This window comes from Pseudomonas sp. ADAK2 TE3594 (genome assembly GCF_053628675.1).
On record NZ_JBRJGV010000001.1, the window covers coordinates 5,246,324 to 5,261,312 of the forward strand.

Genomic DNA, 14,989 nt, shown 5'->3' on the forward strand with positions numbered 1-14,989 from the left:
GGCCAGCAAAACCTGATACTTGATGCACACCCAACAAACACTTCAAGGAAACACTCATGGCCAAGCAAGCACTCATCGTAGTCGATATCCAGAACGACTACTTCCCCCAAGGCAAGTGGCCGCTGGTGGGCGCCGACGCCGCAGCGGACAACGCCGCACGGTTGATTCAGGCGTTTCGCGAGGCCGGTGATCCGGTGGTGCACATTCGTCACGAATTCACCTCCGATGCCGCGCCGTTCTTCACTCCGGGCTCCGACGGCGCGAAGTTGCACCCCAAAGTTCTCAACCGCGCCGACGAGCCGGTGGTGCTCAAACACTTCGTCAACTCGTTCCGTGAAACCGAACTGGAGGCCATCCTCGACCAGCAAGGCATCGAGCATCTGGTAATCGTCGGCAGCATGAGCCACATGTGCATCGACGGCATCACCCGCGCGGCCGCCGATCTTGGCTATACCGTCACAGTGATCCACGACGCCTGCGCCACCCGCGACCTGGAGTTCAATGGCATCACCGTCCCGGCCGCCCACGTTCACGCCGCCTTCATGTCGTCCCTGGGGTTTGCCTATGCCAGCGTGGTGTCCACTGACGACTTCCTGGTTGGTTAAGTGAGAAACCTGTGGGAGCGGGCTTGCCCGCGATGAGGCCATCACATCTAACATCTTTGTTGACTGTTACATCGCTATCGCGGGCAAGCCCGCTCCCACAGGATTAATCGGTAGACACAACAGTCGAAAAAATCTCACGCGTGAGCTATTGAGATCCGCAAAAATTGCCTGTAGTGTTTCTCACGCGTGAGATTTTTCACAACGGGGTCAGCATCATGAAAAGCAGCTCTCCATCAGATCCGCCTACCGGATCTGTTACCGATTCAGCGAGCCAAAAGGGAGAGCGCTCGAAACCGTCCGCGAAAAAACCATCTAGTTTCTACATGAAGCAGATGCGCGCGGGCCTGGGTGCCGCCGGGTATGTGAAACACGAGACTTGGGTGCTTCCCGAAAACCGAAGCCTGCTCAAGCAGATGGAGAAACAGCTACGCCAACCGATTCTGGCTGGCTCATTCATGTCGGAGAATTACATGAGCGCAGGTAACAACTGGAACATCGATCGCCTCTACAGCGCCCTTCAGGCCCTCGACGAAGTGGTTTCGAACGACATCACCCTCTCCCTCGTTCAAGGTTCCGAGTCCAGCATCAAGCTGGAAATGAACGATTTCGGTGGCTTGCCGATTTACATCGCCGTGGTGGGTGATCAGATCATCGTGGACACCGTTCTGGTCGACGTCGAGTCCATCAACGACGTACCGGCATTCAACGATGCCGTCCTGCGCAGCCGGGAAATGTTCCCGCTGTCCTCGATCGGTATCGAGTCCATGCCCAACGGGCAGATCGTTTACAACATGTTCGGTGCCCTGAGCTCCGACTCCAGCCTGACCAACGTCGTGACCGAGGTCAAAACCCTCGTCGACAACGTCCAGCGCGCCAGCGAAGCCTTTGAACGTTTCTTCATCTAATTTTTCGGGAACAGGAAATATCCAATGACTCAGTCCATCTGGAGCAAATTGTTCACCGCGCTGCGTGGCGGTGCCAACGAAGTCGGCGAATCGATCGTCGACCAACAGGCCCTGCGCATCCTCGACCAGGAAATTCGCGATGCTGACAGCGCGCTGGCCAACGCCAAGCGTGAGCTGGTCACCATCATGGCCAAGCACAAACTGTCGGCGGATCGCGTCAGCGAGTACAACGCCAAGATCAAGGATCTGGAATCCAAGGCCCTGGCCGCGATCCAGGCCAACCGCGAAGACCTGGCACTGGAAGTGGCTGAAGCCATTTCGACCCTGACCAATGAACTGGATGTCGAGCAAAAGCAGGCCACCGAATTCGGCGGTTACGCGGACAACATGCGCAAAGACATCACCAAGGCCGAAAACCGCATCAAAAGCCTGCGTCAGCAAGTGGACATGGCCAAGGCGCGTGAAAGCGTACAGAAAGCCCAGGTCAGTGCTTCGATCGCCAGTGGCGGCGCCAACGGCAAACTGGAAACTGCCGTCGGTACGCTGAACCGCCTGCAAGCCAAGCAGCAGCAACGCGCCGCTGAGCTGGAAGCACAGGACCAACTGGCCGATGCGTCGACCGGCACCGACCTGGAGCGCAAGCTGCGTGAAGCCGGCATCACGCCGAACGAAGGCAGCGCCAATGCGATTCTGGAACGCCTGAAGAAAAAATCGGCTGAGTAACCGACTCAAGTGCCGAATGCATAACCTGTGGGAGCGAGCCTGCTCGCGAAGAGGTAGTGTCAGTCGACATCAATGTTGCCTGACAAAACGCTTCGCGAGCAGGCTCGCTCCCACAATGGATTGCGTTTCAATTTTCGTCGAGTCGAGTCGAGTCGAGGTCAAGGATGGATGCCCTGAAGGGTTTCAAGACGATCGCAGGCGTGGCCATCTTCATGGTCGCGCTGCAACTGCTCAATGTGGCGACCGGCTACAGCCTTATTACCTTCGGCCTGGTCCCGAGAACATTGCACGGACTGGTCGGCATCATCACCTCGCCTTTCTTGCACGTGTCCTTTGCGCACCTGAGCACTAACCTGATTGCCTTTTTGATCCTCGGTACTTTGGTCATTGTCGAAGGGCTCAGCCGGTTCATCGCCGTCAGCGCCATCATTATTCTGCTGGGCGGCTCACTGGTCTGGCTGTTCGGTTTTGCAGGCGTACACATCGGTGCCAGCGGATGGGTATTCGGGCTGTGGGCGTACCTGCTGTCGCGCGCCTGGTTCCAGAGGAGCTGGAGCAACCTGATAACGGCCAGTGTCGTGGTCCTGCTCTATGGCGGCCTGATCTTTGGCTTCCTTCCTCGCCAGGGCATGTCCTTCGAAGGGCATATCTTTGGTGCGATCGCCGGATTTATTGCAGCCAAGGTACTGTTATCTACGCCGCGCAGCAGGTTTAATGCCGCCCGGTAAGCGCATTTGAGCACTCAGACGCCAGAGCGATTACGTCGCCAGGAATGAGCCCCCCATGGAGTCAGGGATGTAATGTCGATTTTCCTTTTATTGCGCACGTACGCCTCGTCCTTCTTCCATCGATTCGGCTGGGCAGGCTTGGCCATTGCGTTGGCCATACACCTGAGCACGGCCTATATCGGCCTGGTGCTTCTGGGCGAACAACACCTCACCGCCCCCGCCACGTTTACCTACTTCTATCTCACCACCACGCTCACCGTCGGCTATGGCGATCTCGCGCCACAGACATCGGCGGGACGAATTTTCGTGGCCACCTGGGTCATGCTCGGGGGCATTGCGCTGCTGACGGCAGCCATCGGCAAAACCACCAGCAGTGTCATCGATGTATGGAGAAAAGGCATGAAGGGCAAAGGCGATTTCACCGGCAAGGTCGGCCATACCGTTCTCATTGGCTGGGAAGGCGCGTCCAGCGAGCGGGTCATTGATTTATTGCTGCAGGACGAAACCTCCAATGACAACCTGATCGTCATTTGCGATTGCGACCTCGAAGAAAATCCCATGCCGGGCAAAGCGGACTTTATCAAAGGCGAAAGCCTGTCCTCTGCCGCGCTTTTGCTGCGGGCCGGCGTTCCCGGTGCCGAACGCGTCCTGGTGCGAACCCATTCAGACGATCTGACCCTGGCCACCGTGCTGGCGATCAATCAACTGAACCCTGTCGGGCATGTGGTCGCCCACTTCAATGAAAGTGAAATCGCTGCCCTTGCCAGCGCCTACGCGCCCAGCCTCGAATGCACCTCGAGCATGGCCATCGAGATGTTGGTGCGCGCCTCTCAGGATCCGGGCTCGTCTGTGGTCATCAATGAACTGCTGTGCGTGGGTCAAGGCGCCACCCAATACCTGATGCGGCTGCCCGAGACCTTTGAAGCAACGTTCGGCGATCTGTACACGCAGATGAAAGAACAGCACAACGCTACTCTTATCGGCTACCGCGCCAAAGGCGCCCGACAGCCTTCGATCAACCCGCCCGGCGCCACTCGCGTTGAGGGCGGCGAACTCTTCTACATCGCCTCCACTCGCCTCAAGGAAATCACCAATGGGATGGTTTAAACAGTTGATGGGGCTTGAGGCCCCGAAAGCGAATACGGAATCGAAATGGACAGCCAACGAAACCCTGCCCGCCATCGGTCCGCTGGGCCTGGCATTGGGCAAGGGCGTGATGTTCGACACGACTCTGAAATTGTTGCTCGACGGCAACACTGCTGTGGTTATCCCTGGCTCCCAGCAAGTCTGGAGCGCCGGCACCATTGAGCTCGGGCAGTCGACCTGGCTGTCGCGCTATTACATGAACGACGAAGACTACTGGCTGCAAGTGCACACCACCGGCGACATCGCTGGACAGGTCGAGTCGGTGATCCTGTTCAATTACCTCAGTTACATCACCATCAACAGTGAAGCGGAGCTGCGTCGACTGGCCGGCCCTCAAAGCCTGATCGGCCTGCCGACCTACACCCACAACGGTGTCGAATACACCCGCGAATGGGGCACCGAGAACGGCCAGACAGAACTGGTGGCGTTGAGCGAACGCCTGAAAAACCCGGATGAGTCCTACAGCATCGAGCACCGTTCGATGCTGTACGCCCGCGAAACCGGCCTGACCGATCGCCGGGAATTCCTGCTGTTTTCCGTCGAAGAAGACGCCGAAGGCACTATCAGCTTGAGCACTTCGCTGGGCATTTCGCTGTACACCACTGACCTGAACACTTTTTAAAAAGGAAGAAGTCCATGCTTGAAGCGCTCTCCATCTCCCTGAATAAAGCCGCCGTGCTCGGGTTTGTTTTGTACATCCTCGGCGCCGCCGTGCTGTTCGCGCTGTTCCAGTTCATCTACACCCGAATCACGCCGCACAAAGAGTTCGAACTGATCCGCTCGGGCAACGTTGCGGCCGCGATCGCGCTGGGTGGCGCCATCATCGGTTTCGCCATTCCGGCCAGCAATGTGATTGCCTATTCGATCAGCATTCTGGATTTCGTCGTCTGGGCAGTGATCGCCGCTTTCGTACAACTGCTGGCTTTTCTGGTGACCAGCCTGGTGCTTAAAGGCGCCTCTGAACGCATTAAAAAAGGCGAAATCGCTGCGGGTATCTATATCGCGGCAGTGGCCATCAGCGTCGGCATGTTGAACGCCGCGTGCATGACCCCTTCCCAGAACTGATTGCGCCACGGAGATCCCGATGAAACGAAGCAAGTACGTTCAGCTCTCGCTGGCCGCGTCGGTCGCCATGGCGATATCAGGCTGCGGGCCGACGGAAAAAACCTACGAGATACACAAAAAGTACAACTTCCAGTCCGTCCAGCAGTGCGCCGACGAAAAGCTCCCGGTCGACATCTGTTCTGACGCCTATATGAAGGCCATGGCCCAGCATCGAAGCATTGCGCCGGTGTACGACAACCAGGCTGATTGCGACGCCGACTTTGTCGCCGACTGGTGTCAGCAGGATTCCGCCGGCAAGTTCATCCCCAAGCTCGGTGGTTTCGAGCTGAGTGCCGATGGCGAAGTGACACAAGCCGAAGTAGACGCAGCCAAGTCAAAACTGCCCGCTTCGGAAGCGACTGCCGCTGGGTCGGGATTCTCCGGCAGCAGCCTGCTGACCGGGCTGTTGATCGGCAACATGCTCAGCAACAACCGCAACAGCTACTACTCCGAGCCGGTCTACCGCTATCGCGATGATCGCGGCAGCTACTCGTCCTCGACACTCAGCCAGCGGGTATCGTCAGGTTCAACCTTCAACAGGTCCAATCAGGCGCGCTACGGCAGCAGTAGCAGTTACACCGACACCATCACCCGCAGTAAGCCGGTGTCTGTTGCGGCCTCCACTTCCCGCGGCGGCTTCGGCAGCCAGGCCAGCGCACGCAGCGGCTGGGGTGGATCGAGCAAGAGCTTTGGCGGGTCGAGCAGTTAAGGAAACAGAGCCATGAAGAAGATCCTCTGCGCAGAACGTCATGACTGGAAACAGACCGCCGAATCTCTTGGTTTTCTGTTCCATACCATCGACGACGAACCCTATTGGGACGAGAGCGCGTATTACCAATTCACGCTCAAACAGATCGAGAACGATCTCGAAGACCCGACCACCGAGATTCATGAGATGTGCATGGACCTGGTGGCCCGCGTGGTTCAGAGCGAAGAGTTGCTGGAGCGCCTGAGCATTCCCGCGCCATTCTTCGACATGGTTCGCACTTCATGGCTTGAAGGCCACCCGCACCTGTATGGACGCATGGATTTCTCCTACAACGGCAGCGGGCCGGCCAAGTTGCTGGAACTCAACTACGACACGCCGACCAGCCTGTATGAGGCCGCGGCGTTTCAATGGGGCTGGTTGGAGCAATGCATCGAACGCGGCTTGCTGCCCAAGCATGCCGACCAGTTCAACAGCATCGACACCAAGCTGCATCAGGCCTTTGCCCAACTGCAGCTCAAACACCCCTTCTATTTCGCCTCGATGAAAGACTCGGTCGAAGACAAAGGCACCACCGACTACTTGCGCCTGATCGCAGAAAAGGTCGGCATCGAATCGCGACACATCGATATCGAAGACATTGGCCTCACCAGTGACGGACGTTTCGTCGACCTCGAAGATCGCTGGATTCCTCACCTGTTCAAGCTGCATGCCTGGGAGTTCATCTTCCACGAACCCTTCGGCGCAGCGATTGCTCAGAGCGACACACAGTTTTTCGAACCGCCCTGGAAATCCATCATCTCCAACAAGGGCATCCTGCCGCTGCTGTGGGAGTTCAACAAAGGTCACCCGAACCTGCTCGCGGCGCACCTGGATGCCGACCCAGGCAAAGCGGTGCCCAAAGGCTGGGTGCGCAAGCCGTTCTTCTCCCGGGAAGGCGCCAACATTGAGCTGCAAACAGCTGACGGTCTGATCGTGAAAGAGGACGGGCCCTACACCGACGCGCCATTTATCCTTCAGGAATTCGCCCCGCTACCGAAGTTTGGCGACAGCTTTACGCTGGTGGGTTCCTGGGTTATCGGCGATCAGGCGGCCGGTATCGGCGTGCGGGAAGACAACAGTTTGATCACCAAGGATTCGAGCCGGTTTTTGCCGCACCTGATACTCGACTGACCCATCCATCGCCGGTGTGGACATAAGTACGATGTCCGCAAGACTTACGGCTGAAATACCGGATAATGGCGGCCATTCGTTTAGCCGTTATTCTGGTAATCCCCCATGGAAATCAAGGTCAACTTTCTCGACAACCTTCGACTTGAAGCCAAGTTCGATGACTTCACGGTGGTGGCCGATCAACCTATCCGCTACAAGGGCGATGGCTCGGCACCGGGTCCGTTCGACTACTTTCTGGCTTCATCGGCTTTGTGTGCGGCTTATTTCGTGAAGTTGTACTGCGACACTCGCAGTATTCCCACGGATAACATCCGCCTGTCGCAGAACAACATTGTTGATCCGGAAAACCGCTACAACCAGATTTTCAAGATCCAGGTCGAGTTGCCGGCGGACATCTCCGACAAGGACCGTCAGGGCATCCTGCGTTCCATCGACCGTTGCACCGTGAAAAAAGTGGTGCAAGCCGGGCCTGAGTTTGTGATCGAAGAAGTCGAAAACCTCGACGCCGATGCCCAGGCGTTGCTAATGCCTGCGTCCAGTTCAGAGGCGAGCACTTATATCGCGGGCAAGGATCTGCCGCTGGAGCAAACCATCGCCAATATGTCAGCCATTCTGGCGGACCTGGGCATGAAGATTGAAATCGCCTCGTGGCGCAATATCGTGCCCAATGTGTGGTCGCTGCACATCCGCGATGCGCACTCGCCGATGTGCTTTACCAACGGCAAGGGTGCGACCAAGGAAGGCGCGTTGGCGTCGGCGTTGGGCGAGTTTATCGAGCGACTCAACTGCAACTTCTTCTACAACGACCAGTTCTGGGGCGAAGACATCGCCAACGCAGCGTTTGTGCACTACCCGGACGAACGCTGGTTCAAGCCTGGCCGTAAAGATGAGCTGCCAACTGAAATTCTCGACGAGTACTGCCTGAAGATTTACAACCGTGACGGCGAGCTGCGTGGCTCCCATCTGATCGATACCAACTCGGGCAATGAAGAGCGCGGCATCTGCTCGCTGCCGTACGTGCGCCAGTCGGACGGCGAGGTGGTGTATTTCCCGTCCAACCTGATTGAAAACCTGTTCCTGAGCAACGGCATGAGTGCCGGTAACACGTTGGCCGAAGCTCAGGTGCAGTGCCTGTCGGAGATCTTCGAGCGCGCGGTAAAACGCGAAATCATCGAAGGTGAATTTGCACTACCGGATGTGCCGGCCGATGTGCTGGCAAAGTACCCCGGGATACTGGCCGGGATTCAGGCGCTGGAAGAGCAAGGGTTCCCCGTGTTGGTGAAGGATGCGTCCCTGGGTGGTGAATTCCCGGTGATGTGCGTCACGTTGATGAACCCGCGTACCGGCGGTGTGTTCGCCTCGTTCGGCGCGCATCCGAGCCTGGAAGTGGCGCTGGAACGCAGCCTGACCGAATTGCTGCAGGGCCGCAGCTTCGAAGGCCTCAACGACTTGCCCCAGCCGACGTTTGAAGGGCATGCGGTGACCGAGCCGAACAACTTCGTCGAGCACTTCATCGACTCCAGCGGCGTGGTGTCGTGGCGCTTCTTCAGTGCCAAATCGGATTATGAATTCGTGGAGTGGGACTTCTCCGGCCAGGGTGAAAACTCGAACACCGAGGAAGCCGCGACCTTGTTCGGCATTCTCGAAGGCATGGGCAAGGAAGTGTACATGGCGGTCTACGAGCATATCGGCGCGAAGGCGTGCCGCATCCTGGTGCCGAACTATTCGGAAATCTATCCCGCGGACGATCTGATCTGGGATAACACCAACAAAGCGCTGTTCTTCCGCACCGACATCCTGAACCTGCATCGCCTGGACGAAGACGAACTGAAAGCGCTGGTTGAGCGCCTGGTGGAAAGTGAGCTGGACGACTACACCGATATCACCTCCTTGATCGGCATCGAATTCGACGACAATACGGCTTGGGGTCAGCTGACGATCCTGGAGTTGAAGCTGCTGATTTATCTCGCCTTGCAGCAATTTGAAGAGGCGAAAGAGGCGGTGGAGATGTTCCTTCAGTACAACGACAACACGGTTGAGCGCGGCTTGTTCTACCAGGCCGTCAATGTGGTGCTGGAGATGAAGCTGGACGAAGATCTGGAACTGGAAGACTACGAGGCCAATTTCCGCCGGATGTTTGGCAACGAGCGGACGGATGCAGCGATCGGCTCGGTGGACGGCAACGTGCGCTTCCATGGCTTGACGCCGACCAGCATGAAACTGGAGGGGCTCGACAGGCACTTGCGGTTGATTGATAGCTACAAGAAACTGCACTCGGCACGGGCCAATGTGACTGCTGTATTCAGTTAACAGCGCCCACAAAAAAGCGAAGCCAGATCACTGGCTTCGCTTTTTTATTACTGACTGGATAGCTGCTTTTTAGAACGGGATATCGTCATCAAAGCTGTCGAAATCCGGAGCCGGCTGAGGAGCGGCCTGCTGCTGAGGAGCCGGACGCGACTGTTGCGGTGCCGACTGCTGCGGACGCGGAGCCTGTTGGCGTGGAGCCGGGGCGGATTGCTGGTAGTTATTGCCCCCCCCTTGTTGGTCGCCCTGCTGTGGACGGCCGCCCAGCAGTTGCATGGTGCCTTGCATGTCGACCACGATTTCAGTGGTGTAACGCTTGATACCGTCTTTTTCCCACTCGCGGGTCTGCAGCTTGCCTTCGATGTACACCTGAGAACCCTTGCGCAGGTATTCGCCGGCAATTTCGGCAACCTTGCCGAACATCGACACACGGTGCCATTCGGTCTTCTCGACCTTCTGACCGGTTTGCTTGTCGGTCCACTGTTCGCTGGTCGCCAGACTCAGGTTGGTCACGGCGTTACCGTTAGGCAAGTAGCGAACTTCGGGATCCTGGCCGCAAGTGCCGACCAATATGACTTTGTTAACCCCACGGGCCATAACGTTCTCCTAGGCTACGCACGCTGCCTCGGCCGGGTTGTTCACCAGGCGCTCAAGGGTGGTGCGATCCAATAGTTCTGTGTCCAATTTGATGTAAATCGCCGCTTCATCAGCAACGATCACCGCATCTGTTACCCCTACGACGGCCTTCAGGCGCTCGACCAGACCCGCTTCGCGGATCGCCTCGGGCGACAACGGCAAGCGCAGGCTCGTCACGTAAGGTGGTTCGCGCATGGTAACAGCAAAGGCCAGCCAGAGGGCAGCCAGGCCGGCGCATCCGAGGAATACAACCGACAAACCGCCGTGCTGGAACAGCCAGCCGCCGAGGATCCCGCCCAGTGCCGAACCGAGGAACTGGCTGGTGGAATAAACCCCCATTGCCGTGCCCTTGCCGCCTGCCGGTGAAACCTTGCTGATCAACGATGGCAAAGAGGCTTCCAGCAGATTGAACGCGGTGAAGAACACCACCGTACCAATCACCAGAGCCCGCAAGCTGTCGCCGAACTGCCAGAAGAATAGCTCAGTGAGCATCAGCGTCACGACGGCACCGAGCAAAACTCGTTTCATTTTGCGTCGCTTCTCGCCGTAGATAATGAACGGGATCATGGCGAAGAAGGAAATCAGCAGTGCGGTCAGGTACACCCACCAGTGCTGCTCTTTGGGCAGCCCGGCTTTTTCGACCAGTGCCAGGGGCAATGCAACGAAGCTCGACATCAACATCGCGTGCAACACAAAAATACCCAGGTCCAGGCGCAGCAGGTCCGGGTGCTTGAGTGTCGGTATCAGCGCCTGGCGCGCGACGCCGGATTCACGGTGCTGCAACGGCCCGGTTGCACGCGGCACCATGAACATGACGATGACGATGCCGACCAGCGCCATGCCACCGGTGGCGAAGAACAACCCGGACAGGCCGAAGGCGCGGGTCAGCAATGGTCCTACAACCATGGCGACAGCGAACGACAGACCGATCGTCATGCCGATCATGGCCATGGCTTTGGTCCGATGCTGTTCCCGGGTCAGGTCTGACAGCAACGCCATCACCGCCGCGGAAATCGCCCCGGCGCCTTGCAGGATGCGTCCAGCGATGACGCCCCAGATCGAATCGGCATTGGCCGCCAGCACACTCCCCAGGGCGAAGATGATCAGCCCCAGGTAAATCACCGGCCGGCGACCGATGCGGTCGGAAATGAAGCCAAAAGGAATCTGAAAGATCGCCTGGGTCAGGCCGTAAGCGCCAATCGCCAACCCGATGAGGGCCGGGGTCGCTCCTGCCAGGTCCATCCCATAGGTCGCCAGTACCGGCAACACCATGAACATGCCAAGCATACGGAAGGCGAACACCAGGGCCAGCCCGCTTGCTGCGCGGGTCTCACTGCCACTCATGCGTTCGCTGTGGGGATCGTGCATGGAAAAACCTCATGTGAACCGGCGGCGATTCTACCAGTCCCATCGATTGACGGGGTATATCGCGACGCTATGACGCGCACAGATGACACAGTCTTCATGCAAGGCTGCGCGCCCCGCATTTGATAGTGTGCATCCATCCAGTATTTGGCCGTATACTCCTACGTTTTCGACGCCCGCCGAGCGAGGCCACTTTGGACAAGATCCTGATTCGTGGGGCCCGAACCCACAACCTGAAGAACATCGACCTGACCCTGCCACGGGACAAACTGATCGTCATCACCGGCCTGTCCGGATCCGGCAAGTCGTCCCTGGCCTTCGACACGCTGTACGCCGAAGGTCAGCGCCGTTATGTCGAATCGCTGTCGGCTTACGCCCGGCAATTCCTGTCGATGATGGAAAAACCTGACGTCGACACCATTGAAGGTCTGTCGCCAGCGATCTCCATCGAACAGAAGTCGACCTCGCACAACCCGCGCTCGACGGTTGGTACCATTACCGAAATCTACGACTACCTGCGCCTGCTCTACGCTCGCGTCGGTATTCCGCGCTGCCCGGATCACGACATTCCGCTGGAAGCCCAGACCGTCAGCCAGATGGTCGACCTGGTGCTGGCACAACCGGAGGGCAGCAAACTGATGCTGCTGGCCCCGGTGATCCGCGAGCGCAAAGGCGAACATCTTTCGGTCTTCGAAGAACTGCGCGCCCAGGGTTTTGTACGAGCCCGGGTCAACGGCAGATTGTGCGAGCTGGACGAGCTGCCGAAGCTGGATAAACAGAAGAAGCATTCGATCGACGTCGTGGTCGACCGCTTCAAGGTTCGCGCTGATCTGCAACAACGCCTGGCCGAATCGTTCGAGACCGCGCTGAAACTGGCGGACGGTATTGCGCTGGTGGCGCCAATGGACGACGAGCCCGGCGAAGAAATCATCTTCTCCGCGCGCTTTGCCTGCCCTATCTGTGGCCACGCCATCAGCGAGCTGGAACCCAAGCTGTTTTCCTTCAACAACCCGGCCGGCGCCTGCCCGACCTGTGATGGCCTGGGGGTTAAACAATTCTTCGACACCAAACGATTGGTGAACGGTGAACTGACCCTGGCCGAAGGTGCGATTCGCGGCTGGGACAGGCGCAACGTCTATTACTTCCAGATGCTTGGCTCGCTGGCCTCGCACTACAAGTTCAGCCTTGAAGTGCCGTTCAACGACCTGCCGGCCGATCAGCAGAAGTTCATCCTGCATGGCAGCGGCTCGCAGAACGTCGACTTCAAATACCTGAACGACCGTGGCGACATCGTCAAACGTTCGCACCCGTTCGAAGGCATCGTGCCAAACCTGGAACGCCGCTACCGCGAAACCGAATCGGCTTCGGTCCGTGAAGAACTGGCCAAATTCCTCAGCACCCAACCCTGCCCGGATTGCCGCGGTACCCGTCTGCGTCGCGAGGCGCGGCACGTTTGGGTTGGCGAGAAGACCTTGCCGGCGGTGACCAATCTGCCAATCGGCGACGCCTGTGAATATTTTGGCGTGCTGAAGCTGACCGGCCGCCGTGGCGAAATTGCCGACAAGATTCTCAAGGAAATCCGCGAGCGCCTGCAGTTCCTGGTCAACGTTGGCCTGGACTATCTGTCACTGGATCGCAGTGCCGACACGCTGTCCGGCGGTGAGGCCCAGCGTATCCGCCTGGCCAGCCAGATCGGCGCCGGCCTCGTGGGGGTTCTGTATATCCTCGACGAACCGTCAATTGGCCTACACCAGCGGGACAACGACCGGTTGCTGGGCACCCTCAAGCACCTGCGGGACATCGGTAACACGGTGATCGTGGTCGAGCACGACGAAGACGCGATTCGTCTGGCCGACTATGTGGTGGATATCGGCCCGGGCGCGGGTGTACACGGTGGGCATATCGTCGCCGAAGGTACGCCGGCCGAGGTCATGGCTCACCCTGATTCGCTGACCGGCAAGTACTTGTCGGGGCGGGTGAAGATCGCAGTGCCAGCCAAACGCACGCCGCGTAACAAGAAGTTGTCGCTGGCCCTCAAGGGCGCTCGCGGCAACAATTTGCGCAACGTCGATCTGGAGATTCCGATCGGCCTGTTGACCTGCGTGACGGGTGTTTCCGGCTCGGGCAAGTCAACGTTGATCAACAACACTCTGTTTCCTTTGAGCGCTACGGCACTCAATGGGGCAACGACCCTGGAAGCGGCTGCTCACGACAGCATTAAAGGCCTGGAACATCTGGACAAGGTTGTAGACATCGACCAGAGCCCGATCGGTCGCACGCCGCGCTCCAACCCCGCGACCTATACCGGGCTGTTCACGCCGATTCGCGAGTTGTTCGCCGGCGTGCCGGAATCGCGCTCCCGCGGTTACGGGCCGGGGCGTTTCTCCTTCAACGTGAAGGGCGGACGCTGCGAAGCTTGTCAGGGTGATGGCCTGATCAAGGTGGAAATGCACTTCCTGCCAGACATCTATGTCCCGTGCGACGTCTGCAAGAGCAAGCGCTACAACCGCGAGACGCTGGAGATCAAGTACAAGGGCAAGAGCATCCACGAAACCCTCGAGATGACCATCGAGGAAGCCCGGGTGTTCTTCGACGCGGTTCCAGCCTTGGCGCGCAAGCTTCAGACGTTGATGGACGTAGGCCTTTCCTACATCAAGCTGGGGCAATCGGCGACGACGCTGTCCGGCGGTGAAGCCCAGCGGGTGAAACTGTCTCGTGAGCTATCCAAGCGCGATACCGGCAAGACCCTGTACATCCTCGATGAGCCGACCACCGGCCTGCACTTTGCGGATATCCAGCAACTGCTCGACGTGTTGCATCGTCTGCGCGACCACGGCAATACCGTGGTAGTGATCGAGCACAACCTGGATGTGATCAAGACCGCCGACTGGTTGGTGGACCTGGGGCCGGAGGGCGGTTCCAAGGGTGGGCAGATCATTGCCGTCGGAACGCCTGAAGAGGTGTCCGAGATGAAGCAGTCGCATACCGGCTTCTACCTCAAGCCACTGCTGGAGCGTGATCGGGCCTGAATCCGGCTCCAAAAAAAGCCCCTGTCACTTGCTCAGTGACAGGGGCTTTTTGTATCGATGCAATCAGGCGTGGGATTGCAGGTAATTCTCGAGACCGATCAACTTGATCAGACCCATCTGCTTTTCAAGCCAGTAGGTGTGGTCTTCTTCAGTGTCATGCAATTGAACCCGCAGCATCTCGCGGCTGACATAGTCCTTGTGCTGCTCGCAGAGTTTGATGCCCTTGCAGAGCGCGGCGCGGACTTTGTATTCCAGGCGCAGGTCAGCGGCGAGCATGTCCGGCACAGTGGTGCCAACATCAAGGTCGTCCGGACGCATGCGAGGCGTGCCTTCGAGCATCAGAATTCGACGCATCAAGGCATCAGCGTGCCCGGCTTCTTCTTCCATCTCGTGGTTGATACGTTCGTAGAGCTTGGTGAAACCCCAGTCCTCATACATCCGCGAATGGACGAAATATTGATCACGGGCTGCCAGTTCGCCTGTCAGCAACGTGTTGAGGTAATCGATTACGTCTGGGTGACCTTGCATCGCCCTACATCTCCCTGCTTGAAAGTCTGTAGTT

General features: G+C 58.2%; 14 protein-coding genes. 11 read left to right on the forward strand and 3 right to left on the reverse strand.

Annotated elements, in window-relative coordinates; genetic code table 11:
* The first annotated feature begins 56 nt into the window (after positions 1-56).
* From AB7M22_RS23520 to AB7M22_RS23565, 10 genes are all read left to right on the forward strand, one after another.
* Positions 57-605 (forward strand): cysteine hydrolase family protein, encoded by a 549-nt coding sequence (locus AB7M22_RS23520; protein WP_454187939.1) that lies wholly within the window; start codon positions 57-59, stop codon positions 603-605.
* A gap of 323 nt (positions 606-928) precedes the next feature.
* A complete protein-coding gene (locus tag AB7M22_RS23525; protein WP_008008922.1) occupies positions 929-1,510 on the forward strand; it encodes a YjfI family protein in 582 nt (193 codons plus the stop codon).
* 24 nt (positions 1,511-1,534) lie between these two features.
* Positions 1,535-2,233: a PspA/IM30 family protein gene (locus AB7M22_RS23530; RefSeq protein ID WP_007896817.1), complete on the forward strand. Its 699-nt coding sequence runs from the start codon at positions 1,535-1,537 to the stop codon at positions 2,231-2,233.
* Between the two features lie 164 nt (positions 2,234-2,397).
* Positions 2,398-2,961, forward strand: a complete 564-nt coding sequence (locus AB7M22_RS23535; protein WP_454187940.1) for a rhomboid family intramembrane serine protease — start codon at positions 2,398-2,400, stop codon at positions 2,959-2,961.
* A gap of 72 nt (positions 2,962-3,033) precedes the next feature.
* The gene (locus AB7M22_RS23540; protein ID WP_454187941.1) at positions 3,034-4,068 is read left to right on the forward strand and encodes an ion channel; all 1,035 of its coding nucleotides are present in this window, start codon (positions 3,034-3,036) and stop codon (positions 4,066-4,068) included.
* The gene (locus tag AB7M22_RS23545; RefSeq protein WP_454187942.1) at positions 4,055-4,729 is read left to right on the forward strand and encodes a DUF2491 family protein; all 675 of its coding nucleotides are present in this window, start codon (positions 4,055-4,057) and stop codon (positions 4,727-4,729) included. The genes AB7M22_RS23540 and AB7M22_RS23545 overlap by 14 nt, the downstream gene beginning before the upstream one ends.
* A 14-nt stretch (positions 4,730-4,743) precedes the next feature.
* Positions 4,744-5,172: a DUF350 domain-containing protein gene (locus AB7M22_RS23550; RefSeq protein ID WP_008008913.1), complete on the forward strand. Its 429-nt coding sequence runs from the start codon at positions 4,744-4,746 to the stop codon at positions 5,170-5,172.
* A gap of 19 nt (positions 5,173-5,191) precedes the next feature.
* Complete coding sequence (locus AB7M22_RS23555; RefSeq protein WP_008008911.1) at positions 5,192-5,920, forward strand: DUF1190 domain-containing protein; 729 nt, start codon at positions 5,192-5,194, stop codon at positions 5,918-5,920.
* Positions 5,921-5,932: 12 nt separating this feature from the next.
* Positions 5,933-7,090, forward strand: a complete 1,158-nt coding sequence (locus AB7M22_RS23560; RefSeq protein ID WP_454187943.1) for a glutathionylspermidine synthase family protein — start codon at positions 5,933-5,935, stop codon at positions 7,088-7,090.
* A gap of 105 nt (positions 7,091-7,195) precedes the next feature.
* On the forward strand, positions 7,196-9,400 hold the full coding sequence (locus AB7M22_RS23565; RefSeq protein WP_454187944.1) for an OsmC domain/YcaO domain-containing protein: 2,205 nt from the start codon (positions 7,196-7,198) through the stop codon (positions 9,398-9,400).
* A gap of 69 nt (positions 9,401-9,469) precedes the next feature.
* On the opposite strand, the gene AB7M22_RS23570 is transcribed toward AB7M22_RS23565, so the two are convergent.
* Positions 9,470-9,994 (reverse strand): single-stranded DNA-binding protein, encoded by a 525-nt coding sequence (locus AB7M22_RS23570; protein WP_007896798.1) that lies wholly within the window; start codon positions 9,992-9,994, stop codon positions 9,470-9,472.
* A 9-nt stretch (positions 9,995-10,003) separates the two neighbouring features.
* Complete coding sequence (locus AB7M22_RS23575) at positions 10,004-11,401, reverse strand: MFS transporter (protein WP_454187945.1); 1,398 nt, start codon at positions 11,399-11,401, stop codon at positions 10,004-10,006.
* A 191-nt stretch (positions 11,402-11,592) separates the two neighbouring features.
* On the opposite strand from AB7M22_RS23575, the gene uvrA reads away from it, so the two are divergent.
* On the forward strand, positions 11,593-14,427 hold the full coding sequence (uvrA, locus tag AB7M22_RS23580) for an excinuclease ABC subunit UvrA (protein WP_008008903.1): 2,835 nt from the start codon (positions 11,593-11,595) through the stop codon (positions 14,425-14,427).
* A 63-nt stretch (positions 14,428-14,490) separates the two neighbouring features.
* On the opposite strand, the gene bfr is transcribed toward uvrA, so the two are convergent.
* Positions 14,491-14,955, reverse strand: a complete 465-nt coding sequence (gene bfr, locus AB7M22_RS23585; protein WP_007943775.1) for a bacterioferritin — start codon at positions 14,953-14,955, stop codon at positions 14,491-14,493.
* Positions 14,956-14,989: the final 34 nt, after the last annotated feature.

Excerpts from the sequence above, each read along its gene's own strand:
- AB7M22_RS23520 (WP_454187939.1), top strand. The coding sequence starts at position 57 with ATGGCCAAGCAAGCACTCATCGTAGTCGATATCCAGAACGACTACTTC.
- AB7M22_RS23550 (WP_008008913.1), top strand. The coding sequence starts at position 4,744 with ATGCTTGAAGCGCTCTCCATCTCCCTGAATAAAGCCGCCGTGCTCGGG.
- AB7M22_RS23575 (WP_454187945.1), bottom strand. The coding sequence starts at position 11,401 with ATGCACGATCCCCACAGCGAACGCATGAGTGGCAGTGAGACCCGCGCA.
- AB7M22_RS23525 (WP_008008922.1), top strand. The coding sequence starts at position 929 with ATGAAGCAGATGCGCGCGGGCCTGGGTGCCGCCGGGTATGTGAAACAC.
- AB7M22_RS23555 (WP_008008911.1), top strand. The coding sequence starts at position 5,192 with ATGAAACGAAGCAAGTACGTTCAGCTCTCGCTGGCCGCGTCGGTCGCC.
- AB7M22_RS23560 (WP_454187943.1), top strand. The coding sequence starts at position 5,933 with ATGAAGAAGATCCTCTGCGCAGAACGTCATGACTGGAAACAGACCGCC.
- AB7M22_RS23545 (WP_454187942.1), top strand. The coding sequence starts at position 4,055 with ATGGGATGGTTTAAACAGTTGATGGGGCTTGAGGCCCCGAAAGCGAAT.
- AB7M22_RS23530 (WP_007896817.1), top strand. The coding sequence starts at position 1,535 with ATGACTCAGTCCATCTGGAGCAAATTGTTCACCGCGCTGCGTGGCGGT.
- AB7M22_RS23535 (WP_454187940.1), top strand. The coding sequence starts at position 2,398 with ATGGATGCCCTGAAGGGTTTCAAGACGATCGCAGGCGTGGCCATCTTC.
- AB7M22_RS23570 (WP_007896798.1), bottom strand. The coding sequence starts at position 9,994 with ATGGCCCGTGGGGTTAACAAAGTCATATTGGTCGGCACTTGCGGCCAG.
- AB7M22_RS23540 (WP_454187941.1), top strand. The coding sequence starts at position 3,034 with ATGTCGATTTTCCTTTTATTGCGCACGTACGCCTCGTCCTTCTTCCAT.
- AB7M22_RS23565 (WP_454187944.1), top strand. The coding sequence starts at position 7,196 with ATGGAAATCAAGGTCAACTTTCTCGACAACCTTCGACTTGAAGCCAAG.
- bfr (WP_007943775.1), bottom strand. The coding sequence starts at position 14,955 with ATGCAAGGTCACCCAGACGTAATCGATTACCTCAACACGTTGCTGACA.